At 48.7% G+C, this 24,162-nt stretch carries 19 protein-coding genes and 2 pseudogenes; 13 read left to right on the plus strand and 8 right to left on the minus strand.

Annotation, left to right across the window (positions count from 1 at the left end; translation table 11 throughout):
• Positions 1 to 31: 31 nt before the first annotated feature.
• Positions 32 to 1,567, plus strand: a complete 1,536-nt coding sequence (gene hutH, locus HA050_RS10065) for a histidine ammonia-lyase (protein ID WP_166825332.1) — start codon at positions 32 to 34, stop codon at positions 1,565 to 1,567.
• 77 nt (positions 1,568 to 1,644) lie between these two features.
• Here the strand turns inward: hutH and HA050_RS10070 are convergent, their stop codons facing one another.
• Both HA050_RS10070 and HA050_RS10075 read right to left on the minus strand, forming a co-directional pair.
• Positions 1,645 to 2,244: an OmpA family protein gene (locus HA050_RS10070; protein WP_099397786.1), complete on the minus strand. Its 600-nt coding sequence runs from the start codon at positions 2,242 to 2,244 to the stop codon at positions 1,645 to 1,647.
• A 3-nt stretch (positions 2,245 to 2,247) separates the two neighbouring features.
• Positions 2,248 to 2,682, minus strand: coding sequence for a FecR family protein (locus HA050_RS10075; protein WP_099397798.1), 435 nt, complete (start codon positions 2,680 to 2,682; stop codon positions 2,248 to 2,250).
• Positions 2,683 to 2,958: 276 nt separating this feature from the next.
• Here HA050_RS10075 and HA050_RS10080 point away from each other — a divergent pair, with 276 nt between their 5' ends.
• The 4 genes from HA050_RS10080 (at position 2,959) to HA050_RS10095 (ending at position 8,901) form a co-directional block, all read left to right on the plus strand.
• Positions 2,959 to 5,100 carry a CHASE2 domain-containing protein gene (locus tag HA050_RS10080; RefSeq protein ID WP_166825335.1) on the plus strand — a complete coding sequence of 714 codons (2,142 nt, stop codon included), beginning with the start codon at positions 2,959 to 2,961 and terminating at the stop codon, positions 5,098 to 5,100.
• An 8-nt stretch (positions 5,101 to 5,108) separates the two neighbouring features.
• Positions 5,109 to 6,479, plus strand: a complete 1,371-nt coding sequence (locus HA050_RS10085) for a hypothetical protein (protein ID WP_166825338.1) — start codon at positions 5,109 to 5,111, stop codon at positions 6,477 to 6,479.
• A 486-nt stretch (positions 6,480 to 6,965) separates the two neighbouring features.
• On the plus strand, positions 6,966 to 7,721 hold the full coding sequence (loiP, locus tag HA050_RS10090; RefSeq protein WP_099397789.1) for a metalloprotease LoiP: 756 nt from the start codon (positions 6,966 to 6,968) through the stop codon (positions 7,719 to 7,721).
• Between the two features lie 217 nt (positions 7,722 to 7,938).
• Positions 7,939 to 8,901 (plus strand): DUF4349 domain-containing protein, encoded by a 963-nt coding sequence (locus HA050_RS10095; protein WP_166825341.1) that lies wholly within the window; start codon positions 7,939 to 7,941, stop codon positions 8,899 to 8,901.
• Between the two features lie 202 nt (positions 8,902 to 9,103).
• Here HA050_RS10095 and HA050_RS10100 read toward each other — a convergent pair whose 3' ends face one another.
• Entirely contained in the window at positions 9,104 to 9,793 is a 690-nt protein-coding gene (locus HA050_RS10100; RefSeq protein ID WP_166825343.1) for an FMN-dependent NADH-azoreductase, read from the minus strand.
• Positions 9,794 to 9,912: 119 nt separating this feature from the next.
• Between HA050_RS10100 and HA050_RS10105 the strand changes: the two genes are divergently transcribed.
• Entirely contained in the window at positions 9,913 to 10,824 is a 912-nt protein-coding gene (locus tag HA050_RS10105; protein WP_166825345.1) for a LysR substrate-binding domain-containing protein, read from the plus strand.
• A gap of 118 nt (positions 10,825 to 10,942) precedes the next feature.
• Here HA050_RS10105 and HA050_RS10110 read toward each other — a convergent pair whose 3' ends face one another.
• Positions 10,943 to 11,413: an Lrp/AsnC family transcriptional regulator gene (locus HA050_RS10110; RefSeq protein WP_166825348.1), complete on the minus strand. Its 471-nt coding sequence runs from the start codon at positions 11,411 to 11,413 to the stop codon at positions 10,943 to 10,945.
• 152 nt (positions 11,414 to 11,565) lie between these two features.
• Between HA050_RS10110 and glmS the strand changes: the two genes are divergently transcribed.
• The 3 genes and pseudogenes from glmS (at position 11,566) to HA050_RS10125 (ending at position 16,358) form a co-directional block, all read left to right on the plus strand.
• Entirely contained in the window at positions 11,566 to 13,383 is a 1,818-nt protein-coding gene (glmS, locus tag HA050_RS10115; protein WP_166825351.1) for a glutamine--fructose-6-phosphate transaminase (isomerizing), read from the plus strand.
• 262 nt (positions 13,384 to 13,645) lie between these two features.
• A pseudogene (locus HA050_RS10120) lies at positions 13,646 to 14,687 on the plus strand (IS3 family transposase); the annotation flags it as partial.
• A 279-nt stretch (positions 14,688 to 14,966) separates the two neighbouring features.
• Entirely contained in the window at positions 14,967 to 16,358 is a 1,392-nt protein-coding gene (locus tag HA050_RS10125; protein WP_166825353.1) for a lysozyme inhibitor LprI family protein, read from the plus strand.
• Between the two features lie 215 nt (positions 16,359 to 16,573).
• Here HA050_RS10125 and sph read toward each other — a convergent pair whose 3' ends face one another.
• The 3 genes from sph to HA050_RS10140 all read right to left on the minus strand — a co-directional run bounded on the left by sph (position 16,574) and on the right by HA050_RS10140 (position 20,466).
• Positions 16,574 to 18,187, minus strand: a complete 1,614-nt coding sequence (gene sph / locus HA050_RS10130; RefSeq protein WP_166825356.1) for a sphingomyelin phosphodiesterase — start codon at positions 18,185 to 18,187, stop codon at positions 16,574 to 16,576.
• Positions 18,188 to 18,442: 255 nt separating this feature from the next.
• Entirely contained in the window at positions 18,443 to 19,798 is a 1,356-nt protein-coding gene (locus tag HA050_RS10135) for a heavy metal sensor histidine kinase (RefSeq protein WP_166825358.1), read from the minus strand.
• Positions 19,795 to 20,466, minus strand: a complete 672-nt coding sequence (locus tag HA050_RS10140; protein WP_166825361.1) for a heavy metal response regulator transcription factor — start codon at positions 20,464 to 20,466, stop codon at positions 19,795 to 19,797. Before HA050_RS10140 ends, HA050_RS10135 begins: the two co-directional genes overlap by 4 nt.
• A gap of 156 nt (positions 20,467 to 20,622) precedes the next feature.
• Here HA050_RS10140 and HA050_RS10145 point away from each other — a divergent pair, with 156 nt between their 5' ends.
• Together HA050_RS10145 and uraH are read left to right on the plus strand one after the other, a co-directional pair.
• A complete protein-coding gene (locus tag HA050_RS10145) occupies positions 20,623 to 21,132 on the plus strand; it encodes a GlcG/HbpS family heme-binding protein (RefSeq protein ID WP_166825363.1) in 510 nt (169 codons plus the stop codon).
• A gap of 13 nt (positions 21,133 to 21,145) precedes the next feature.
• A complete protein-coding gene (gene uraH / locus HA050_RS10150) occupies positions 21,146 to 21,556 on the plus strand; it encodes a hydroxyisourate hydrolase (protein ID WP_166825366.1) in 411 nt (136 codons plus the stop codon).
• 190 nt (positions 21,557 to 21,746) lie between these two features.
• Here the strand turns inward: uraH and HA050_RS10155 are convergent.
• Positions 21,747 to 22,418 (minus strand): annotated as a pseudogene (locus HA050_RS10155) (IS3 family transposase); the annotation flags it as partial.
• Positions 22,419 to 22,460: 42 nt separating this feature from the next.
• Between HA050_RS10155 and HA050_RS10160 the strand changes: the two are divergent.
• On the plus strand, positions 22,461 to 23,582 hold the full coding sequence (locus tag HA050_RS10160; protein ID WP_166825369.1) for a hypothetical protein: 1,122 nt from the start codon (positions 22,461 to 22,463) through the stop codon (positions 23,580 to 23,582).
• Positions 23,545 to 23,964: a WD40 repeat domain-containing protein gene (locus tag HA050_RS10165; RefSeq protein WP_166825371.1), complete on the plus strand. Its 420-nt coding sequence runs from the start codon at positions 23,545 to 23,547 to the stop codon at positions 23,962 to 23,964. The genes HA050_RS10160 and HA050_RS10165 overlap by 38 nt, the downstream gene beginning before the upstream one ends.
• The last annotated feature ends 198 nt before the right edge of the window (positions 23,965 to 24,162 follow it).

The raw sequence follows: 24,162 nt of genomic DNA on the forward strand, positions 1-24,162 counted from the left end.
TCCTGCAAATACAAACACACTGGATCACACAATGAGCACATTCAATATCAAGCCCGGCCAATTAACGCTTACTGACTTACGCAAGATTGCCCGAGATGAAAGCATCACCCTTAGCCTGGATGCGTCTTCCCATGCAGGCATCGACGCAGCAGCCGCTACCGTAGCACGCGTGCTGACTGAAGGTCGCACGGTTTATGGTATTAACACGGGCTTTGGCCTCTTGGCCAGCACCAAAATCGCAACAGAAGAGCTGGAGCTGCTGCAACGCTCCATCGTGCTTTCCCACGCAGCAGGCATTGGCAAGCCAATGGAAAACGGTACGGTACGTTTGCTGATGGCACTGAAAATCAACTCGCTGGCGCGTGGTTTTTCCGGCATTCGCCGCTCGGTCATCGAAGCGCTGATTACCCTGTTTAACCATCAGATTTACCCGGTGGTTCCACAAAAAGGCTCGGTCGGCGCATCGGGTGATTTAGCCCCGCTCTCCCATATGAGTGCGGTTTTAATTGGTGAAGGCGAAGCCTTTGTGGATGGCAAACGCGTCACTGGCGCAGCAGCAATGCAAGCCGCTGGACTAGAGCCCATCGTACTCGCCCCCAAAGAAGGCCTGGCGCTATTGAATGGCACACAGGCATCCACCGCTTTTGCGCTGGAAGGCTTATTTGCCGCTGAAGACTTATTTATTGCCGCGTCCGTTGCAGGCAGCTTATCGGTGGAAGCCGCCATGGGCAGCCGCACACCGTTTGACGCCCGCATTCATGCGGTGCGCGGCCATGCCGGGCAAATTGATTCGGCGGCGTTTTACCGTGACTTGCTGGGGGAAACGAGTGAAATCGCCCAGGCCCATGCAAACTGCGGCAAGGTACAAGACCCGTATTCATTGCGCTGCCAGCCACAAGTGATGGGCGCATGCCTGACGCAAATCCGCAATTCGGCAGAAACTTTGTTAGTAGAAGCCAATGCCGTATCGGATAACCCGCTGGTGTTCTCTGACGATAATGTGATCCTGTCTGGCGGTAATTTCCACGCCGAGCCGGTCGCCTTTGCTGCAGACAATCTGGCGCTGGCCATTGCCGAAATCGGCTCCTTGTCTGAACGCCGTATGGCTCTGCTGATCGACAATAATCTGTCTAAATTGCCCGCCTTCCTCGTGAATAACGGCGGGGTGAATTCGGGCTTTATGATCGCCCAGGTAACGGGCGCTGCGCTGGCCTCTGAAAACAAATCGCTGGCACACCCAGCGTCGGTAGACAGCCTGCCCACATCAGCCAATCAGGAAGATCACGTTTCCATGGCCACTTTTGCTGCGCGCCGCCTGAAAGACATGAGCGAAAACACCGCAGGCATTCTGGCAGTAGAGTTACTCGCAGCCTGCCAGGGGATAGATTTCAGAGCGCCAAACAAGGCCTCCGATAAGCTTGAAGCCGCTAAAGCGCTGCTGCGTGCCGAGGTGACTTTCTACGATAAAGACCGCTACTTTGCGCCCGATATCGAAAAAGCTGCCGCCCTGATCAGCCGCGCGGCATATAACCACTTCAGCCTGCCAGGTCTGTTACCTTCGGTGTAATTGCATTTTAAGCCGCCACAAAAAAAGCCCGCTTCAGATCAGCGGGCTTTTTTATTCGATTTAAAAAACTTAAACCATCAGCGAATTGAAATCTCAACCCGCCTGTTTCTTGGCTCCAGCGTTTCATCAGGGGTCATCACCAGCAAATTACGCTCACCGTGCGATTCCACCGTCAGGGCGTGATATTCAAGCCCTTTTTGCTTTAACCACTCTGCCACTAAATTCGCCCTTACCAGAGCCAGCTCTTCATTAATGGCCGCACTTCCCAGGGTATCTGTATGCCCCACCACAGAAATATCTACCGCCGGCCATTTTTTGGCTTCAGCAATGATTTCCGGCAGCAGCATTTCAGATTCTTCTGTCAGCATGGTATCAACCTGAAAATACAATAAGAAATGCTTAGGAATTTTAGGCCGCGCCGCCATTGCATCGCCAAAGTCTTCCTGAATCTTTTCTGCATCAACCGCAGCTGGCGTTTCTGATCCATCCAGAGCCGCACCATAGCCTGCGATATTAATCAGCTGTTCACCCTGCTCACCCTTTACCTGCACCGCTCCTGTGTGCCCATTTGGGTTTTCCAGCAGCACAATATAAGAGTTTGAAGCACAGCCCTGTAGCAAAACCGCCACAAACAATAAAACTGAGCCCGTAAATCCCTTCAGCTGATTCAAGCGCATACATTATTCCTCGACTTTAACTACAAATTGCGTACCCCGCACACCGATAATACCGGCGGGTGTTTTAATAGCAACGGCATCTGGCTGCAATTTTGCAATCACACCAGAGACATAGTTCATGGTTCCCCTGGCCATCATGCTGACCAGGCTAAGCTTGCCCTGAGCGGGTGCATAGAGGTATTCATCCACGGTCAGCTGGGTATCCGGGCCAAAAGACATAATGGTTTCGTCTTTAAAAGTAAGCCCCATACTGCTTTTAGCCCCGGTTTTTAATACACTGCCCTGCATAATGGCGGTGCCCACCTCAGCTTTCACCACCTTACCTCCCGTCGTCACCGAAGCCTCGCCACTCACATTTTTAACATAAGCAATCGGAGTTTCAGCCGCCCATAAAGCAGAGGATAATAATAACCCGCAGATAAAAGTGAATTTAAACATGACTTTTTCCTCCTTCTCTGATGGAAAAGCTTTAAATACCATAAGCTTAACATGCATTTGTAAGCATTGATTGTCCATATTCCCTCAGTGCTGACAGCCGTATTCCATCGGATCTGAGCAGCATTACTTCATCGCAGCCCTATCTGTTTTCTACAAATAGAATTCAGGATAAGGAAAGACAAGCAATAATCTGAATTACCAGGGCAGCAGCACTTTTATTGTGCCACTCTGCTAAAAACCATGCGATTAACGTAAGAAAAGCACAATCAGGCTTATATGAACAATAGATCACTTCTGCGCCTCAGCGTTTTTCTTCCGCTTGCTGCAGCCCTGTTGGGCTTAACCCTGCTGTTAGCAGACCCAGCCCTTTTGCAATCGCTGCGTAATAATATGTTTGATCAGTACCAGCGCTGGTCGCCCAGAGAAAACACGGATGATTCAGTCCGCATTATTGATATCGACGATGAGAGCCTTGCCCGCCTGGGGCAATGGCCCTGGCCACGAAAACAAGTTGCCGAAATAACAGACCGCCTGCATGGCGCGGGCGCAGCCGCCATTGGCTTTGATGTGGTGTTTGCAGAATCAGACCGCACTACGCCCCGTGCCATGGCCAATCTCTGGGCGCTTAATGGCCCCTTACGCAGCGAGCTTGAAGCCCTTCCCGATCATGATCAAATGTTTGCACAAAGCATCAGAAAAGCCCCGGTTGTGCTTGGCTTTACGGTGCAGCGCGAGCGGCCGCCTCAGGAAGAAATACACTTACCTGCCCGCCCTTTTCGCTATGTTGACACCGGGCCGCAGCCAGAGCGCTGGCTGCATTCATTTCAAAGCGCCATCCTGGCCCGCACAGAATTTGAAAGCGCAGCCAGTGGCAATGGCGCACTTAATTTTGTACCCGACAGCGATGGCGTGGTTCGCCGTATTCCACTTTTGCTGCGTGTTGCCAACGAATCTGTCCCCTCACTGGATGCAGAAATCCTGCGCGTGGCTCAGGGCGAAAAAAACTATATTTTAAAATCACAGAAAAATGGCCAGGGTATCAGCGAAATACGAATTGGCCGCTATACCATCCCCACCACCGAAAATGGTGAAGTCTGGATGCACTACGCCCCCTATAGCCCCAGCCGCTATTTACCTGCATGGATGCTGTTCACCGGGCAAATTCCTAAAGAGCAGTTACAAGGCAAAATGGTACTGGTGGGCAGCTCGGCCCAGGGGCTGATGGATCTGCGTTTTAGCCCGCTTGGCCGTATCCTTCCCGGAGTAGAGGCACACGCTCAGCTTCTTGAGCAAATCAGCTCCGGCCATATTTTGCAACGCCCTGCATGGGCCAGAGTGGCAGAGATACTGGCCACTCTGGCGGGATGCATTGTCATCGGCCTGGTGGCCGTCAGAACCCGTGCGCTGCATGCAGCCAGCATCACGGCAGCCTTACTTTTATGCTTGCAGCTGGGCGCATGGTATGCATTTACCGAATACGCACTGCTGATTAATGCGGTAACCCCTTCACTCATTTTTGCTGCCACATTTATTGCGGGCAGCCTCTTACATCACTGGATGAGCGAGCGCGAGCAGCGCTGGATTAAGCAGGCATTTTCCCGCTATGTATCGCCCAACCGAGTCAGGCATCTGATTGAACATCCGGATTCAATGGCTTTAGGCGGGCGGCGGCAGGAGTGCAGCTTTATTTTTACCGATCTTGCCGATTTTACTTCGCTGATGGAAAGCATCGATCCTGCCAGGGCAGTGGTCTTACTCAATGATTATTTAGACCAGATGATTGCCATCGCTTTTAAGCATGAGGGCACACTGGACCGCATTGTGGGCGATGCGGTTGCCATTATGTTTTCTGCCCCCGTACCACAGGCCGACCACCGCGCCCGCGCCTTAAGTTGTGCATTAGAAATGGATGAGTTTGCCAGCGATTACTCCAAAACGCTCAATGCAAAAGGGCTGCATTTTGGCCTGACCCGCATCGGCATTCACTCTGGCGAGGTGATTGTGGGCAACTTTGGCGGCTCAACCATTTTTGACTATCGCGCACTGGGTGATCCAGTTAACACCGCAGCTCGTTTAGAAAGTGTAAATAAACATCTGGGCACGCATATCTGCCTGTCCGAAGCCACCTTATCAGGCTGCCCGGATGCACAAACCCGCCCGGTTGGACGTTTAGTCCTTAAAGGAAAAAACAAGGCATTGCAGGTTTTTGAGCCACTCCCCCCGACACGCGTCTCAGACTATGCCGGGCTTGAAGCTTACGAAAGCGCTTATCAGGCAATGGCTCAAAAATCCCCGGATGCGATCAGCCAATTTAACGAGATGGCCCGGCGCTTCCCCGGCGATCCCTTAGTCCTGCTGCATCAGCAAAGGCTAAACCGGGGAGAGCAAGGCGATTTAATTGTTATGACAGAAAAATAGAGGTCTATATGAGCACCGCAAAAATCAACCGCTTTATTCAAATTTTCAGCGATGCTTTTACCCGGCTGGGTGCTGATGTGCCCATGCCGCATATAGAGCGGCTGGCGATTTTAATCCACCGCGCCATGGAAAACAGAACCCGCAAATATCACACCTCCATGCATATTTTCGAGCTTTGTGAAGGCCTGAGTGCAAGGCCCAAACTGGCCGCCCTGTTTCACGATTTAGTCTATTACCAGCTGGATGGCTGCTTTCCCCAACAAACCCATTCTTTACTCAGCAAAGTGTGCCACCTCGAAAATGGCGGGTTTATTTTGCAGGAAATGAGCCATGACCCGCTGGCCACCCTGTGCGCGGAAATTTTTAATTTCAAGCCCTATCAGGCTCTGCCGCTCTATGGCGGCATGAATGAATTTTTAAGCGCGGTGGTGGCCGTCAGGCTGTTAAAACCCTATCTGCCTCTGAGTGATTTAATCGCCATTGTGGCCTGTATTGAAGCAACCATTCCTTTTCGGGAAACAGACGCCAATAACTGCGGGCTGCTGGAAGATAAAATCATGCAGCAATGCAAAAAACGGCTTGAGATAGCGGATGATGCACAATGCGATGAATATGTGGCTGAAGTCATGCATGAAGCAATCAGCTTAAGCAATGTGGATGTAGGTGGCTTTGCCGAAGCCAACCCCAGCAAGTTTTTATCATCCACCTGGCTGCTGATTGAGGAATCAAACACCCCGCTCAACGCGGTTGGTGTTTACACCCTGCAAGACTATCGGATGGCCTTACTCAGAATGGAAAAATTTCTGCACGGCTTAAAAGCAGAGGTCGTATTTCACCAGTATGCCGGCGTCCCGGATGCCGAAGAATATCAGCGACTGAGTAAAGCCGCGCATAACAATATTATGTTTTCCTGTGATTTTCTGGCGGCAAAACTCACCTCTATTGCCCTGATTGAGGCAATGTCCGCCGAAACTGGCGGGGATTGCCCTGTATCCATGTTTTTGGGCGATATTCACAGCAGCAGCGGCACGAAACCAAAGCGTGCAGAAGACTACCTGCCCCTGCCGCATGATGCGCTTGATATCAGGCCAGAGCTGCTGCAGGTTTTTGAGCAGGGCCGCTCAGAAGAAACCGAGCTGGATCTCAACGCCTCCCCCCTTACGGCTTTTCTTTACCGCAGCTTAGGGCATCAGGGCACATTACAGGCGTGGAAACAGGCACAGCGCTTTTTTTCCGGCGAGCTGTCCTCGCTTGATTTTCTTAAAAGCCTGGACCCTAAGCTGGCCATCGCAATGACAGAAGCCTGCATGCACATTGCCATATCCAGAAAAGAAGAGCTGCAGCAGCTGCATAGCAGCTTATCTGCAGCGGCCGCTTAAGCCGCCCGATAAGCCGCGGCGAAATAATCCTTGTTTTTCTAAGCGGGCTTACTTATCAGCAGCTCCTTAGCAAAACATTAGAAACACATAGATTAAGCCGCATGAAGAAGTATCAAGGACAAATCAAAGCACAGCAGTAAAGGCATTAAAAAATCAGCACATTAAAAACGATGCAAGCCATTTGAAATAAATTCATGCATCACCACACCACTTTGTAAGTTAAACAGTAATGTTCTTAATTTATTTACAAGAACATACTTACAGCGATATAAAGCACCCTCGTGCAAATTATGCCATCAAGATTGCGGTGTGAAGTTTGGCAAGCCATTGTCTTTTGCAGTACAACAGCCCGCCCCATAAGGCCGCGCTTTCGTCTCCAGAAAACCTGTTGCTCCCCTCATCATCCATCGCGCTGTATCAATGCCTGCCAGATTGCAAAACGATTGCTTCGGGCAATGCACCAAATTTTAACGAAGGAAGCATTAAATGAAATTGCGCTCTATCGCCCTTACCGGCCTGTTTACCTGTTTATTAGCCCCTGCTGCCTCTGCTTTTGATATTGGCGGCCTGATCAAGGCGGGTGAGCAAGCTTTGCAAGCCGCTACACTTTCAGACACTGATGTTAAATCACTGGCTAACCAGGCTTGCGTACAAAGCGATTCAGAATCAAAAATTGCACCCGCTAAAAACAAATACAGCAAACGCATGGATGCGATTGCCAAAAAACTGGGCACAGAAATCAACGGCCAGCCTGTTAATTACAAAGTGTATTTAACCAACGATGTCAACGCATGGGCGATGGCAAACGGCTGCATCCGCGTATACAGCGGCCTGATGGATCTGATGACAGACGATGAAGTTATCGGCGTAGTGGGCCACGAAATGGGCCATGTGGCTCTGGGCCACTCCAAGAAAGCCATGCAAACCGCCTACGCGGTTGCTGCAGCACGCACCGCAGCGGGCTCATCCGGCAATGCCACCGTGGCTCAGCTCAATGGCTCAGATTTAGGCGAATTTACTGAAGGCCTGATCAATGCTCAATTCTCGCAATCGCAAGAATCAGACGCTGATAACTTCTCTTTTGATGTATTAACACAGAAAAAACTAAACCGCGAAGCCTTAGCCACGGCCTTCCAAAAACTGGAAAAACTGGGTGGCGGCGAGCACAGCATGCTGAGCTCGCACCCGGCATCTGCTGATCGCGCTAAAAACATTCAAAACCGCATCGCCAGCGGTAAATAAAAGCTAAACGCTTAATATGCAAAGGGGCTTTGCTTTATTTTTAAAAAGCAAAGCCCCTTTGCACTCGCCCTTCCCTGCGATCAATCTCTGCCTGCATCCATCTGAAGATACAAGCTTAAAGATCGCTGCCGTTTTATTTTCAACTCAATTAATATACATGTACGCAGCACGTCAGCCTGCAATAAAACCGCACAAACCACCTTCAGGAAATCCAGCCTTGCAGATCAAACCACTCTGTCTTTGCCTTGCCATTGTCCTGCTTTGTGCCTGCGGTAAAAAAGAAGAAATGGGCGACATGCCTGCCGAAGCAAGCACGGCCGAATCAGCGGCAGAACTCTCCCCGGTCAGCAGCAAAGAACAACTTAGCTCCAGCGCAAACACCTATAGCGACAGCACCCGCCAGTTTATCCGCACGGCCGATGCTAAGTTTCAAGTGAAAGATGTATATAAATCTGCGCTGATTATTGAAGATATCACCGCTCAGCTGGGTGGTTTTGTTGAAAAAAATGCCATTAAATCTGAAATTGCCCAAATTCACTTTGAAGAGATTGGCGATAATAAAAAGCTGAAACTCACTGAATACACCGTAAATGGTGCATTGATTATTCGGGTGCCCAGCGAAAAAACCCAGGATTTTCTGCGCCAGATTGCCGGGCAAATCACCTTTTTAAATGAGCGTACTTTCCTCGCCCAGGATGCACAATTTGAGCTGTTAAAACAAAGACTGGGCATTCGCCGCAATCAGGAAACGCAAAGCCAAATGGGCAAAGCTGCCAAAAGCAGCGGCAATGCAGAAGACAAAGCCATTGCAATTGATGCTCAAGACAGCAGTAAACAAGCCAGAGACCATGCCATTATTCTGGAAAAAGAATTTGCCGATCAGGTGGCATTCAGCAAAATCACTTTATTTTTGGATCAGCCCTCACAGATCAATCAAACCGAAGTCAGCGATACAGCAGCCATCATTAAACAAGCCCGCCCAAACTTTTTCTACCGTCTGGGCAAAGCGATTCAATCAGGCTGGTATTGGGGGCTGGACGCCAGTATCGAGCTAATGAAGATCTGGCCTTTATGGTTGCTGATTGCCGGGATTGTTTTATTGATACGCAAGTTTAGAAAAACTAAAAAAGTATCCGGAATAAAATCCGGACATGAAACAAAAATAAGCGACGCAGAATAACAGCCACCCTGCCATTTAATCCGCTCAGCTTAATATCCTGTTCTGCTGGAATGGCTTTAGCTGCAAAACGGTATCCACAGCGCTGCCGCAGCTAAAGCCTAACCACTGTAAAGAACACTTACTTTTCGATTTTTGCTCGCCTTGCCAGGACGGCCATGGCAAGGCTTTATGAATTCAAACAGCCAGTACAAACCTATACTTTTCAATCTGAAAACAAAGGCTCTGCCCCGGCCTTTTGCCATGCTAAACGATCTACAGCTTCCTCCGCCCGCTTGAGCGATTGTGCCAAACGCCCGTCAGCAAATTCATCATATTCAACCGCCACGCTCTCTGTGTGGGTAATGCCGATATACGCAAATGCTGTTTTCACAGCGGCCTCCACATGGTTACTTGCTGCTAATCGCCCGCCTGAATCGTAACCAAAATCACCACGGGCAGATAACAACACCAGCCGCTTAGCTTGCCCGCTCAGCATGGGCCAATAAGGCTGGCCTTTACGGCTGCGATCAAAACCAAAAGTCACACCCACCCGTACAATATTGTCGATATACGCCTTAAATTGCGCAGGCGGCCCAAAGTTATACATCGGCACGCCCGCAACAATGACATCAGCAGCAAGTAACTCACTGATCAATAGATCGCTTTCAGCCAGCACATCGCGCATCCACGCTTCACGGGCTTCCGCTGGCGTAAACGCAGCATGGATCCATTGCCCGGTAATAAACGCAGGCGGCGCGGCACCCAAATCGCGGTAAATCACTCGCCCATGAGGATGCTGGCTTAACCATTGCTTCGCAAAACGGGCACTCAGGCGCCGGGTATGCGAGCCATGAGCATCTGCCCCGGAAAAACCACTGCGCGCACTTGAATCAAGGTGTAATAGGGTCGGCATGTTTTAAACTCCAATCAGTGATTAAATTCATTCATGCCTTAGTTTGTTTCAATTAATCCGGTGCTACAAACGAGTAATTTTGCTGCTATAGCTGATTTAAATTCATGTATTATTTAAAGATGAGACCCAGACTTCCCTCCCTTTCTGCCCTGCGGGCCTTTGAAGCAGCCGCGCGTTTAAAGAGCTTTAAGCTTGCCGCAGAAGCGCTGTCCGTCAGCCCCACCGCAATCAGCCATCAGATTCGGGCATTAGAAGACAGCTTGTCTTGCGCGCTGTTTGTGCGCCAAACGCGCAAAGTAGATTTAAGCCCCGAAGGTGAATTACTCTACGCCGCCACAAAAGAAGGCTTTGATTGCATTGCGGCAGGCATTGAGCGCTTGCGGACAAGGCAGCGCAGCACAGTGACGCTTTCAGCAACACCAGCCTTTACCACAAAATGGCTGGTGCCCCGCATGGCGGCGTTTCAAGAGGCCCACCCCGAAATCGATCTGCATATTCACGCTTCCAATCAAGCGGTGGATTTATACTCAGGAGCCGTTGATTTAGCCATTCGTTATGGCCTGGGTAGCTATCACGATTTACTGGCCACGCGGCTACTGCAAGACCACTTTGCGCCCGTTGCCAGCAAGCAGCTGCATATCCGGCAGTTATCTGATTTAAACCTGCATCCGCTGATTCACTTTAACTGGCACAGCCCGCCACCAGCGCATTTAACATGGGCAGGCTGGCTACAAAATGCAGGGATAAGCAATCTGGACAGCACAGCAGGCATTCGTTACTCAGAAGAAAGCCACGCCATCCAAGCCGCCCTTGCCGGGCAAGGCGTTGCGCTGCTGAGCTTAGAATTAGTCAGAGAAGAAATAGCAATGGGCTTGCTGGAAGCCCCTTTGACGCCCGTCGTCGAAGGGCTGGCCTACCACCTTATACGCCCGGCGCTAAAACAAGCGGCTGCAGCGGTAACCATCGTTGAAGAATGGCTGATACAAGCAGCGGGCACTCACCCAAAAGAAAACTCTGGCCTGCATCAGTAAGCACACAAAAAACACTAAAACACCCTAAACCTGCCCAGTATTTCTCTGTGTTCTCGCTGTGCTCTTTTTAACACTGTGCCTGCAGATCTTTTTGCTTTAAAAGGATTATTCCACAAGATCACAACGCCAAATACGTCTCAAACTTGCTTCTGAACATCGAAAAAAAGCTTCTTACATTACGGATATTCGATTGGGTAGCAAACAGGCGGTGGGCCAGCTGGTGATAGGCGGTCATGTCCGCTACCTGAATAATCAGCACAAAATCCGGCCCTGGCGAGACGCGATAGCATTGCTGCACAGTTTTTTCGGTGGCGGCGAGTTGCTCAAACTCCTGCATCTTTTCTGAAGTCTGTATATCCAGCGTAATTTCAACGATGGCCGTTAAGCCTGCGCCGACTTTTTCTGGCGCCAAAATCGCTACTTGCTTAGCAATCACGCCTGTATCTGTTAATCGCTTTACGCGGCGCAGACAGGTGGGCGGCGAGGCATGCACTTTAGCGGCCAGATCCTGATTACTGAGTGAAGAATCTTGCTGTAATTGTTGCAAGATGCGCTTATCCAGCTCATCTAAGGCCGTAATTGATGTCATAAAAATTCACTATCTAAATAAATATGAAATAAAAATTCATACAAATGAATGGCAATGCATTTATTTCATAATACATTAAATTTTGAAAGATATATTCACACCAAACCCTTTAGCATGGCTATATTCCATTAAATATTCCTTCCGAGGTTGCTATGTGCGGTATTGTCGGTGCAGTTGCTCAGCGTAATATCACCCCTATTTTGCTGGAAGGGCTTAAACGGCTTGAATACCGTGGCTATGATTCCTGCGGCGTGGCCCTGCATGTGGATGGCAAGCTGCAGCGCTCGCGCAGCACCTCACGCGTGACCGAACTGCAAGCACAAATCGATCAAACCGGCTTAGCAGGCTTTACCGGCATTGCCCACACCCGCTGGGCTACCCACGGCGTGCCTTCATCGGCCAACGCTCACCCGCATTTCTCGCGTGAGCGGATTGCGCTGGTGCACAACGGCATTATTGAAAACCATGAAGAACTGCGCACCGAGCTGAGCACCGCTGGCTATATCTTTGAAAGCCAGACTGATACCGAAGTGATTGCGCATCTGATCGATCATCTTTACCATGGCGATTTATTTGAAGCGGTTCAGCAAGCCGTAAAACGCCTGAGCGGCGCTTTTGCCATCGCCGTATTCTGCCGCGACGAGCCGCACCGCGTGGTGGGTGCACGTTTAGGCTCGCCCTTAATTGTGGGCGTGGGCAAGGGCGAAAACTTTATTGCCTCGGATGCCATGGCTTTGGCCGGCACCACCGACCAGATTATTTACCTGGAAGAAGGTGATGTGGTTGATCTGCAATTACAAAAATGCTGGATTGTGGACAACCAGGGCAAATCGGTACAGCGCGAAATCCGCACTGTGCATGCCCACAGCGGCGCGGCTGAGCTGGGCCCTTACCGCCATTACATGCAAAAAGAGATTTTTGAGCAGCCACGCGCCATTGCCGACACTTTAGAAAATGTCACCAATATCATGCCCGAGCTGTTTGGCGATAAAGCCTATGGCATTTTCAAAGAAATTGACTCGGTACTGATTCTGGCCTGCGGCACCAGCTATTACGCCGGTCTTACCGCCAAATACTGGATAGAATCCATCGCCAAAATTCCGGTAAATGTAGAAATCGCCAGCGAATACCGCTACCGCGACAGCGTGCCTAATCCTAAAAGCCTGGTTGTTACCATCAGCCAGAGCGGCGAAACCGCCGACACCCTGGCCGCGCTCAAACACGCCCGCAATCAGGGCATGCTGCACACCCTTACCGTGTGCAATGTAGCCACCAGCGCCATGGTGCGCGAATGCGAGCTGGCCTATATCACCCACGCCGGGGTAGAAGTGGGCGTAGCCTCCACCAAGGCCTTTACTACCCAGCTGGCGGCGCTGTTTTTACTGGCGCTCTCTTTAGCGCAAATCAAAGGCCGTCTCAATGACGAGCAAGAAGCCGGGCACATCAAAGCCATGCGCCATTTGCCGGTAGCCATCAGCGCCGTACTGGCGCTGGAGCCACAAATCATTGCATGGGCCGAGCAATTTGCCGCCAAAGAAAACGCTCTCTTCCTGGGCCGCGGCCTGCACTACCCGATTGCCATGGAAGGCGCACTTAAGCTGAAAGAAATTTCCTATATCCATGCCGAAGCCTACCCCGCTGGCGAGCTAAAACACGGCCCGCTGGCGCTGGTGACCAAAGAAATGCCGGTCGTTACCGTGGCCCCTAACGACACCCTGATCGAAAAGCTCAAATCTAATATGCAGGAAGTACGCGCCAGAGGCGGCGAGCTGTATGTATTTGCCGATGCCGATTCGCACATCACCGCCAGCGAAGGCATCCACGTCATCCGCCTGCCCGAACACTACGGCCTGCTCTCCCCCATCCTGCACACTATTCCCTTACAACTACTGGCCTACCACACGGCACTGGCAAGGGGGACGGATGTGGATAAGCCGAGGAATTTAGCGAAGAGTGTTACGGTGGAGTAAGGGAAGTAGTTGGTTAATTTTTTTGTGTCCTTGAGAAATAGAAGTACTTTTATACTTCGTTTTTTTAAAAAAACCGAAGGGGTAGTTTCTGGCTGTAACCCGCATCCAGACTAGAAATAGTACTCTTTTATTTCCAAGGACTTTTACAGGATAGCGCGCTCATGGTACCCCCCCACAAAACAAGCTCATTTTTAAGTAGAATTTTCTCGCAGTGTTTGAGGAGCTCTACATGAAAGCCGTGGGCAATTGATAACGCCAGATTATGGCGATTTTAAAGCAAGCCGAAGCCGGTTCAACCGTCCCGATTTGTGCCGCGAGCACGGTATGAGCTATGCCTCTTTTTATAAGTGGCGCGCCAAGTTTGGCGGCATGGACCTCTCGATGATGACGCGCATGAAAGAGCTGGAGGACGAAAACATGCGCCTTAAAAAGATGTATATCGAAGCCCAAATGCAGGCGGATATCATCAAGAAGGCCATGTCAGAAATTATCTGAAACATCTCAACGTCATGAGATGGCTCACTGGGCCGTTGAAACCAAGTCCGTGTCCATTCGTGCGGCTTGTGCCAGCTTTGCAATTAGCACGACTTGCTATCGTTATGTGGCCATGCTGGATGCAGAAAATGCCCAAATCGCTGATTCATTGGCCCAGCTCACGGAAACGCATCGCCAATGGGGCTTTGGCCTTTGTTTTTTACATCTGCGCAACGTCAGGAAAAAACGCTGGAATCATAAACGGGTCTACAGGATTTACTGCGATTTAGAATTAAATTTGCGGATTAAGCCTAAAAAACGTTTAGATCGTGAAACGCCAGCGCCATTAGCGGTGCCAGAGGCAAAAAAATGAAACGTGGTCGATGGATTTTATGCACGATCAATTGGCCGATGGCCGCAGTATTCGCTTATTTAATGTGATTGATGATTTTAATCGGGAAGGATTAGGTATTGAAGTCGACTTCTCTTTGCCAGCAGAGCGCGTCATACGCAGCCTGAATCAAATTATTGAATGGCGCGGCAAGCCCAAACGAATCAGGTCCGATAATGGCCCTGAATATATTAGTCACATATTAAAGAATTGGGCAGAGCAACAATCGATTGAATTGGCTTATATTCAGCCTGGCAATCCACAGCAAAACACATATATTGAGCGTTATAATCGGACTGTGCGTTATGAATGGCTGGCCTGCGATGACTTTGAAAGCCTCGCTGAAGTGCAAGAAACTGCAACGCAATGGCTTTGGACATACAATAATGAACGCCTTCATATGGGATTGGGCGGCATCACCCCGAAACAAAAACTGGCATTACATGCCTATGCTCTACTTTTGACTGAGCTTAAAAATGGGGGGATTATCAGTGCAGTTCGGCCAAAGCGGATAATTATCCCTTCTTTTTCCTTAGTCAAAATCAGCGTGCCACTACATACTACCTAGAGTGACACACTTTAGAGTCAATTGCAGCCTATCTTGGGTTTTGCTTTTGGTGTGGGTTAGTCGAATACCTACAGTTGATATAGTAATTCATCGGCGACAATAACTGATATAGCTTTTTAGAGCTGCTTGGCGCTCTAAACGGGGGCTTCTTTGCAACACAAATTCTTGGTTAGACTCACATTCATTTTCGCATTCATCTTTGTTTCGGGTGTTTCCAATGCGCAAGATATCGCTTATCCTCAAGCAAATAGTGACACGAAAAAAACGATTTTCGCCAATCCATCATTGCTGCAATTGGATCAAACTTTATCGACCTTATTTAATCAAGTCATTCAATTTCCTGAGCGTGCCAGCTATCGGCAATCGCAAAAGAACTGGCTAAAAAAGCTTGATCTTTGCAAGAGCGATATCGCGTGTATTACGACTAGCTACCAAACGCAAATTGTGTTCCTACAAGGTTTACTTCATGTGAACACTGCTTATCAACCCGATCAAATCGATAAGCTGGCCATTTTGGATTTAAAGAAAATGATTCAAGCTCGAAGCAAAATTGACCCAGAGTTTGCTTTAGAAAATACGCTGAAATCGTTAACGATTAAAAATCGGAGCGCCGAATTTACCAATCAAAAAGATGATATAGAAGAATTTGCAGAGCAGCGCTTTCCGAAAGTAAAGCCAAAAGGTGTCAGTATTGAAGAATGGCGTGCATTAGTGGCTGCAAATATCGAGGGTGGCGGTGAGAATGGCAATGCTCGCTATACTCTTGTAGATCTTGATGCGGATGGGCATCGCGATTTGATTATCGACTCCTATATTGGTGGTACTGGCTTATATTCGTATATCAGTGTGCTACAGCAAAGTGGTGGTAAGTTTGTTGGTGCTTATACATCGGCGAACTCATTTGCTAGCGAGGATGAAAATCAACGCTCTTACCTTTATTCACTCAATGGTCGTGGATCGAATCAAGACGCGAGTTTGATTCGTTTGCGCGAGCGGACTTACTTTGCCTACCGCAGTGGTCACTATGGTTCAGATCGCCTTTATTTGCTCAGGGCGCTAAAGCCTGTTGGTAAGGTGCCCACTTTAACTCTGAACTACCGCTATCAATTCTCAATTCCTAAAGTTCAAAAGCGTGAGAATGGCACAACTTGGAAGCTCAATAAGGATTTGCAAGCCGCATTATCCCGTTCGCTGACTCGTGTGGATAAGCAATCAAGTCGATACGGCATAAATGAGCACCCCTTGTGTCCGATTCCTGAATCGGTCAAAGAAGAAGATCTTAGTACTTATTACGGGTTTGGACCAGGGCATTATACGTTTGAAATTGTTGCGGACATTCCGGTCAAACTGAAAGGTCAGTGCTATGTTGCCCAAGTTGTAAATTGGTTTGGATTTTACTCTGCCAAAGGGGGCTTATCAGCTCAATTATGGATGCGAAAACCACAAACGGAGGAAGTACAAATCTTCGGCGTGAATGGCGTGCGCCACCTCATTGGCATTACAACCGCAGTTGCTTTGTTTGATGGTGATGAAGTGAATTAGTGTAGTCTCTTACGGAGTTTGGTCACAAAACAAGATTGCACAGATGATCTGCTTTGGCCGATCTGTTGATACCGAAGCCCTAGATACGAAAGGCCGCAAACCATCAAGGTTGCGGCCTTCATTATTTGTGCCTGGAGCCAGTGCTGATCGGCCTTACCAGTCATTTTGTTACTTCTGGCGTGACACAATACTACGAACTGAATTTCGCAAGGCGATTAGTAAATCAACTGTTCACGCCAGCTCACAGCAGAGTGCTGCTTAGGTATTTGTACCTTAAACTCTTCTCGTGGCCCAACGCTATTGCTCCATAAAAAGAGGGAATCATCGTAACTACCTCCACTCCAAACCGTGACGAAATAATCTGCTGCGCGAGCCCAATCTTTGAAGGCAACGGTATCGCCATCTTTCAAACATCCCGCTGGATTGCTCACATTGATAAGGCGCAAGTCACCACTGGCATTTAATGCACCTTGGCGAGTGTAGTATGAATACTGGCTGCCATTGAGCGCTCCAGACCAAGTCCAAAACCAATCGGGGATATCGCTGCGCTCGACTCGAATATAGTCGCCAGAACGAATGCAACCGTTATCTCGCATTGAAAAATTATTTGAAAGATTAAAACGTGTTTTGTTTGTTAAATTCTGACTGGCATTGGCCAGCAACCAGCCATCGTTATTGCTCGCAGATTGAACCCATCGCCCATTACCTATGTTTTGAAATGCCACAGACCGATGGCTACCGTCCTGCGCTACAAACGACTGTGTCGGCGTGGCTGTATCTGCGCGGGCAAATCCCATTACGGGGTAATGATCGGAAAAGTCGGTATAGGCATAAGTCCGCGACTTAGTATTGTCAGAAACAGTCCATTGCGGCGAAGGTGGATCAATCGTCAGATTTTGCCAAACAGAAGGTTGACGGTGCGACTTGTCCACCAAAATGTAATCAAGATACTCAACCGGATCTCCTGTGCGAGCACCATAGCGCTCCAGCGCTAAACCATTAGTTTTGGTATCAAATGTATAGGGTAATCCGACATATTTTGGCTCATTAACTTGCAAAGTCGCCAGCATCGCTTGGTACTCAACTTGGTTAAGTTTATTAATATTGAAATCGCCAGTGATCACAACGATTTCATTGCTGGGAATATTTTTTTGATCAATCCACTGACGGATTTCTTTGAGTTGTGCTTGTCGGATGCCCGCATGGCCGCCATTTGAATTGCAACCCCATGATGATTCTGATTGCATGTGTGTGCTGATCAGATGATAAAACTCGCCGTTGCGATTGATCTTCACATAAACAAAGCCTTTGAGGGCGGGGAAATCATCCCCACACCCGGCGACATTGTAAAGATACTGTGTCTTTTCAATGATGGGCCATTTACTCACAACGGCCACTCCGCCATCTTCGGGTAATCCACTGCGCCATGTACCTTGTGTGGCATCCCACCCGGCCTGACTACGGCCAAGAACAGAAGTCTGATAAGGAAATTGTGTTTTCAACTGCATTAGGAGCAGTTCAGATGCTTCGTTATCGAACAACTCCTGAAACGTGACAACATCTTGGGTTTTTAACCAATCGGCCGAAGCAATCAATTTAGCACGTTGGTTTTGAGCATAATTTGGAAATGCCGAGCTCGGCAGGAGCATCACGTTCCAATTGCTCACTTGTAGATCATCTGGATAAGCTGCCCAGAGTGGCGAACTGATCAATGCGGCCAGTAATGCGATTCTAACTTTCACCCTCTCACCCCATTTTATAAAAAGGGCTGATTCTTTCCCCGCAGCATGACAAGGGTATTGAATCCTAAAGACGTTTTGATTAAACATTACATGCGCTTGATTCGTAGCTGCACATAAGTTTTGCCCATTTATAAAGATGCTATTACCGTCAGTGTTGTGGCTGAATCATTTCGGCCATCAACAGTGGCGCAAAGTGTTAGCAAACGCCGAGGTGTCGATACAAGGGCTAGGAAAACGAAAGGCCGCAAACCATCAGTTTGCGGCCTTCAATATTTTTGATTTGTGCCAGTACTGTTCAGCCACAGCAGACACTTTGTAACGCTTTGAATTTAGGATGATGCTTTAAGGTTGGCTGCACGGAAAAATCAAAGTGAAGCATGTCTGCTGCAAAGTGCTACTGACCTGTGTATCACCATGATGCAGTTGCATGATCGAGCGCACAATTGCCAAGCCTAAACCACCTGAATCTCCAGCCTGACTGCGTGAGGGGTCACAGCGGTAAAAACGATCAAAAATAAATTCAATTTTATTTGGGTCTATCATTGGCCCTTCATTCGTGAGGCTGAGTTCAATATTGCCAGCAACTTGTTGACTGCTGATGATGATAGGTTTTGCTTTATCGCCATAGCGCAAGGCATTAGCCATCAAATTGGCTAAAGCTCGCCGCAATAAATCAGGCTCGGCCCACAGCTGATTATTCGCCTGGTTAATGAGTGTGACCTGCCTTTCTTCCGCCATTCCTTCAAAATAATCACACAATTGAGCAACTAAATCGTGAAGTTCGATCTGCTCAGGCTTAATTGATGCATTCGACTGTTCGGCGCGAGCTAAAAACAGCATATTGTCGATCATGCGAGCGAGGCGCTCATATTCTTCTTGATTTGAAAATAATAAGTTTTGATATTCATCCTGCGATCGATTTTGCTGTAAAGCCAAACTGGTTTGCCCCATTAAATTATTCAGTGGGGTGCGCATTTCATGCGCCAGATCTTCGGAGAACCGTGAGAGTTGTAAAAAGCCATTTTCTAAGCGACCGAGCATTTGGTTGAGTGCTTCAGTTAAAGCTGCCAGCTCATGTTGTTGCTCAAAATTTGTCAGCCGCAGATGCAAATTTTGAACGCTGATCATGGTGGCTTGATCGGCTAATTTACGTATGGGGCTTAATCCTCGAAAACTCACCAGCCAGCCCAACATAAATGCCAGGATTGTGCCGATCACGACTGCAAAGCCTATTTTTAGAATATAAGCAGCCAGCATTTGTTCACGTTCTAATAGTAATTTGCCTGCAATCAAAGTAACACGTTGTGAGCCGTACTCAATCGTTTGAATGGCTAAGCGCGTGGGCTGCTGATCGTCCCAATTTAGCAACTTGATTGCGTTTTGTTGTGCTACTTTGGGAATCGGTAATTGGGGCGGATTGATTTCAATGACCGTTTGCCCTTGCTCGTTGAGAACCCATAGCAAGTTATCACGATTGCCCAGCATGTTTTCGTAGAGCTGTGGCCGCTGCCCCAATGCAACTAAGTTATCACTATCGCCAATAATTGCGTGAATACGTTCTAACCGGCCCTTTAATGCCTGATCATCGCGCCAGATAATTTCTTGTTGCAGTGAAAGATAGAGGTATACGCCAATTCCGCCCAGCAATAGCTGGCTAACCAAGGCAAACATCAATGCCAGTCGAATACTCAGACTCATGCTTGAACTTCCAAGCTGTAGCCCATACCGCGAATCGTGTGAATCAGTTTCACTGAGTAAGGATCGTCAATTTTGGCGCGCAGACGTCGAATAGCCACATCGACAACATTGGTGTCACTGTCAAAATTCATATTCCAAACCTGAGACGCAATTAAAGTTCTCGAAAGCACCTCTCCTTCACGACTGAGTAGTAAATGCAGTAAAGCAAACTCTTTATTAGTTAACGTGATTCGTTCTCCTTGGCGGCTAACTCGGCGTTTTATTAAATCGAGATGTAAATCGGCTATTTGAAAAAACTCTGTTTCTCTAGGTGGTCCACGGCGTAGCAGTGTTCGTACTCGTGCCAATAGTTCAGCATATGAAAACGGTTTAATTAAATAATCATCAGCCCCAAGTTCAAGCCCTTTTACACGATCTTCAATCGCATCGCGCGCAGTGAGAAACATAACGGGCGTTTGTGATGTTCGGCGCAAAATTTGCAACAGTTGCCAACCATCTAAACCAGGCAGCATGACGTCTAGAATGATGAGATCAAATTCAAACTCTTGAATGAGATGTTGGCCATCAAAACCATTTAGCGCGACGTCAACAATAAATCCAGCCTCAGATAAGCCTTTGCGTAAATAGTCAGCCGCTTTAATTTCATCTTCCACTACTAGGATTCGCATTAAGTTCCTTCACCGCACTTAAGTCGTGCTAACAGTCCTTAAGAGTAGGCGAAAACGTGCTTTCGGCCCATTACAAACTTGTCATCTTCTGGCAATCAGTTTGACGGTGTGTGTTTGGCAAGATAGCGACATCTGAACACGCAGCAGGATTTGTCCATGAAAGTTAAACGTTCTTTTTTGCATCTTGTAGGGCTTTTTGTCTGTGCGGTTTATGGTTCTGCGAACGCAGCGACAAGTAATCCGATATTGCAACAATCAAATATGTCACTTGCCTTGGCCAATCAATTAATCAATGCCACTTTAGCAGCCTGTCATGCCGACAATCGCTCTGCAGTCGTAACGGTGGTTGATCGTGGAGGTAATTTAATTGCAGTACAACGAGATGATCAAGTCGGTCCGCATAACACTGGAGCAGCACAGCTCAAAGCCTTTACGGCCTTGTCGACTAAAACACCAACTCGCCTACTGGCGGAGCGGGCACGCACTACACCGGACTCACAAAATCTAGCAACTCTGGATAGTCTCTTATTGATCGGTGGTGGCGTACCAGTCTTTAGCGGTAAAGAGATCATTGGCGCAATTGGCGTCGGCGGTGCAGGTGGTGCAGCTCAAGATGAAAGTTGTGCACTTCAAGCGATTCAACAAATTTTACCCACCTCTAACTGAACCAGGAAAAATCATGACTAAAATGAAATCAATATTAACTGGCATAATTTTTAGTAGCTTGTCGACTCTAGCTATGGCTGCAGCAAATCCACTAAGTGTGCACGTGCTTAATCTACAAGATGGATTACCCTCGGCTGGAGTCACAGTAAAACTTGAAAAGCAAGATGGTAAAAATTGGACTGCTCTCAATAGCGGCACTACGAACGAGCAAGGCCGGATTCCGGCGCTGTATCCCAACGACAAGAAATTAGAAAAAGGCATATATCGCGTTACTTTTCAAACAGGAGAATGGTTTGCTAAGCAAAATGCATCTAGCTTCTTTCCAGAAATTCCTGTGATTTTTACAGTCGATGCTGCGGTACAACACTACCATATTCCACTTCTGCTAAGTCCATATGGTTTTTCAACTTATCGCGGCAATTAATATAATTTAGATTTCATTTTATTAATTTAAGATCTGTATTTATGGGGCTATAGATAGAGATTTAAGTTTGATAACCAAAGGTCGTAACTCCATTAGATTACGGCCTTTGGGTATTCACACGCGAATGTGGTCAACTACTAGCCACCGCCAGGGTAATTCTCCCATATTTAAGCTCACTCAAAAGTAGAGCCTAGGCATGTAATGCCAGTTTTTGTTTCGGGGTGATGCCGCCCAATCCCATATTCGGGCGTTCGTTATTGTAAGTCCAAAGCCATTGTGTTGCAGTTTCTTGTACTTCAGCAAGGCTTTCAAAATCATCGCATGCCAGCCATTCATATCGCACGGTGCGATTATAACGCTCAATATATGCGTTTTGCTGTGGATTGCCAGGCTGAATATTGGCCAATTCAATCGATTGTTGTTCTGCCCAATTCTTTAATATGTGACTAATGTATTCAGGCCCATTATCTGATCGAATACGCTTTGGTTTGCCGCGCCATTCAATGATTTGATTCAGGCTGCGTATGACGCGCTCTGCTGGCAAAGAGAAATCAACTTCAATACCTAATCCTTCCCGATTAAAATCATCAATCACATGAAATAAGCGAATGCTGCGGCCGTCGGCCAATTGATCGTGCATAAAATCCCTCGACCACGTTTCATTTTTTGTCTCTGGCACCGCTAATGGCGCTGGCGTTTCACGATCTAAACGTTTTTTAGGCTTAATCCGCAAATTTAACTCTAAATCACAGTAAATCCGGTAAACGCGTTCATGGTTCCAGTGTTTTTTCCTGACATTGCGCAGATGCAAAAAGCAGAGGCCAAAGCCCCAGTTGCGATGCGTTTCCGTGAGCTGGACCAATCATCCGTTAAAATTAAGTTTTAACAGGCTCTAGGAGCTTGCATGTTTAAGAAAACTTTACTAGCAGCGCTACTCCTGGCTGCGGCGCCTGCCAGCTATGCGGCTGAGAGTGTTAAAACCGCAGCAGTGCGAAAAATTGATAACCGTTTAATCGAGCGCCTGTCGGCCGATGGCTCGGTACTGCTGGTGCGTAAAAATGGTGCGGAATTACAGCAGAGCGACGCAGAGATTCTGGAGCAGCTGACTACCCGGATGCCGGATACTTCTTTCTGGGCTTTGCAGCCTGCAAGGGGGCTGGCGCTCTATAACGGCGGCAAAGAAACCCCGCTGCCGCTACCGGCAGGAGCCTATTTCACCGCCGATGCCACGCGTTTATCGGCCGATGGCCAGGTTGTGGCGCTGGGCGCCGGGGTGGGCGGCAGCATGGAGGCCCTGCGCTGGCAGGCGGGCGGGCAATTGGAGCGGCTGGTGCCAAAGGCATGGCGCTCGGGCGTGGCGGATATGAGCGACGATGGTAATACCATTGTGGGCTGGCTGCTGGCCGATGAACAAGCGCTGCCACAAAGCTTTATCTGGACCGCCAGCTCGGGGTTTTCCCTGCTGCCAGAGGGCATGAGCACGCCACGAGCCATCTCAGCCGATGGCAAGCAGGTGCTGGGCGACCGTTATCGCGGCAGCATGAAGCAATTAATCCAGCGCGCTGCCCATACTTTTTTTGAGCAACAAACCCCGTTTGAAGATTTAGAAAATGCCGGCAGCTGGGAAGTAGTCGGGATCAGTGCTGACGCCCGTCAGCTGGCTGGTTTTATTGAAGTGAAGGGAGGAGATACGCCACTGAGGCAGAGCTTTCTATGGGATAAAGAAGCCGGTTTTGTAGAAGAAAACCCGCCGCTGCTGCTACGGGGCGGGAAGCCGGATTTGGATGCTTTTCGCCAGGCTATTCTGAGCAAAAACAAAATGGGAGAAGCGGAGCGCTTTAGCTTTATGCAAAACGATGCTGTGCTGTGGAAGGCAGATCAAGGGCTGGCAGTACTTCAGGCCGAAACCAATGCCACCGGCATGTCCCGCGATGGATCCACGCTGTTTGTATCGGGTGGCGGCTGGCCAACTCAGTTATGGCAGATCAATGCGGCGGGTAAAACTAATCCTCAAGGCAGAAGATAACTATCTGGGCCTATTGGCGGTTTCCGCTGATGGCAGCCGGGTCTGGTTGCTTTCCAATAATCCGGCAGAGATGTCAGGAAATGTCATGCTGCTGGCCAACGGAGTGCGTCAGCCTTTAAGTCAGGTGCATGCCGCCAGCTCACCACAGGCGTTTAGTGCCGATGGCCGCACCATTGCAGGGATCAGCGCCGATGAGAAGATTGCGGCAGGTTATCCGGCCACGGTCTGGAAGGAAAAAAACAAAAAGAATGTGATTTATCGCTGCCCGGGAGACATTCAAAGCAGCAGTAAAATGATTTTATCGGCGGACGGCAAAGTATTGGCAGCGGGCCAGGCCAACAGTAAAAAAAGCCTGATCTGTCTGAACCGGCTGGAGCCTTAAACCCGCTCTTTCGGGCGTTTATATCTGCAGCTTCAATTTCATACTGCACCCCGGCCTGCAAATCCTCATGCAGGCCGCCTTATCCAAGCTGTCCTTGCGTGTACTCCTGCCCCATTGCCATGTTTATCATCTTATGCTGAGCTAAACTGCCAGGCATAAAACACCTGTTCAATTTGCTGTCAGCCAGGGAGTGGCACT

Source organism: Iodobacter violaceini (genome assembly GCF_011601265.1).
Taxonomy (GTDB): Bacteria; Pseudomonadota; Gammaproteobacteria; order Burkholderiales; family Chitinibacteraceae; genus Iodobacter; species Iodobacter violaceini.

Bases quoted from the DNA above. Each gene is read 5' to 3' on its own strand.
- hutH (WP_166825332.1), top strand. From the start codon at position 32: ATGAGCACATTCAATATCAAGCCCGGCCAATTAACGCTTACTGACTTA.
- HA050_RS10070 (WP_099397786.1), bottom strand. From the start codon at position 2,244: ATGCGCTTGAATCAGCTGAAGGGATTTACGGGCTCAGTTTTATTGTTT.
- HA050_RS10075 (WP_099397798.1), bottom strand. From the start codon at position 2,682: ATGTTTAAATTCACTTTTATCTGCGGGTTATTATTATCCTCTGCTTTA.
- HA050_RS10080 (WP_166825335.1), top strand. From the start codon at position 2,959: ATGAACAATAGATCACTTCTGCGCCTCAGCGTTTTTCTTCCGCTTGCT.
- HA050_RS10085 (WP_166825338.1), top strand. From the start codon at position 5,109: ATGAGCACCGCAAAAATCAACCGCTTTATTCAAATTTTCAGCGATGCT.
- loiP (WP_099397789.1), top strand. From the start codon at position 6,966: ATGAAATTGCGCTCTATCGCCCTTACCGGCCTGTTTACCTGTTTATTA.
- HA050_RS10100 (WP_166825343.1), bottom strand. From the start codon at position 9,793: ATGCCGACCCTATTACACCTTGATTCAAGTGCGCGCAGTGGTTTTTCC.
- HA050_RS10105 (WP_166825345.1), top strand. From the start codon at position 9,913: ATGAGACCCAGACTTCCCTCCCTTTCTGCCCTGCGGGCCTTTGAAGCA.
- HA050_RS10110 (WP_166825348.1), bottom strand. From the start codon at position 11,413: ATGACATCAATTACGGCCTTAGATGAGCTGGATAAGCGCATCTTGCAA.
- glmS (WP_166825351.1), top strand. From the start codon at position 11,566: ATGTGCGGTATTGTCGGTGCAGTTGCTCAGCGTAATATCACCCCTATT.
- sph (WP_166825356.1), bottom strand. From the start codon at position 18,187: ATGTTTAATCAAAACGTCTTTAGGATTCAATACCCTTGTCATGCTGCG.
- HA050_RS10135 (WP_166825358.1), bottom strand. From the start codon at position 19,798: ATGAGTCTGAGTATTCGACTGGCATTGATGTTTGCCTTGGTTAGCCAG.
- HA050_RS10140 (WP_166825361.1), bottom strand. From the start codon at position 20,466: ATGCGAATCCTAGTAGTGGAAGATGAAATTAAAGCGGCTGACTATTTA.
- HA050_RS10145 (WP_166825363.1), top strand. From the start codon at position 20,623: ATGAAAGTTAAACGTTCTTTTTTGCATCTTGTAGGGCTTTTTGTCTGT.
- uraH (WP_166825366.1), top strand. From the start codon at position 21,146: ATGACTAAAATGAAATCAATATTAACTGGCATAATTTTTAGTAGCTTG.
- HA050_RS10160 (WP_166825369.1), top strand. From the start codon at position 22,461: ATGTTTAAGAAAACTTTACTAGCAGCGCTACTCCTGGCTGCGGCGCCT.
- HA050_RS10165 (WP_166825371.1), top strand. From the start codon at position 23,545: ATGCGGCGGGTAAAACTAATCCTCAAGGCAGAAGATAACTATCTGGGC.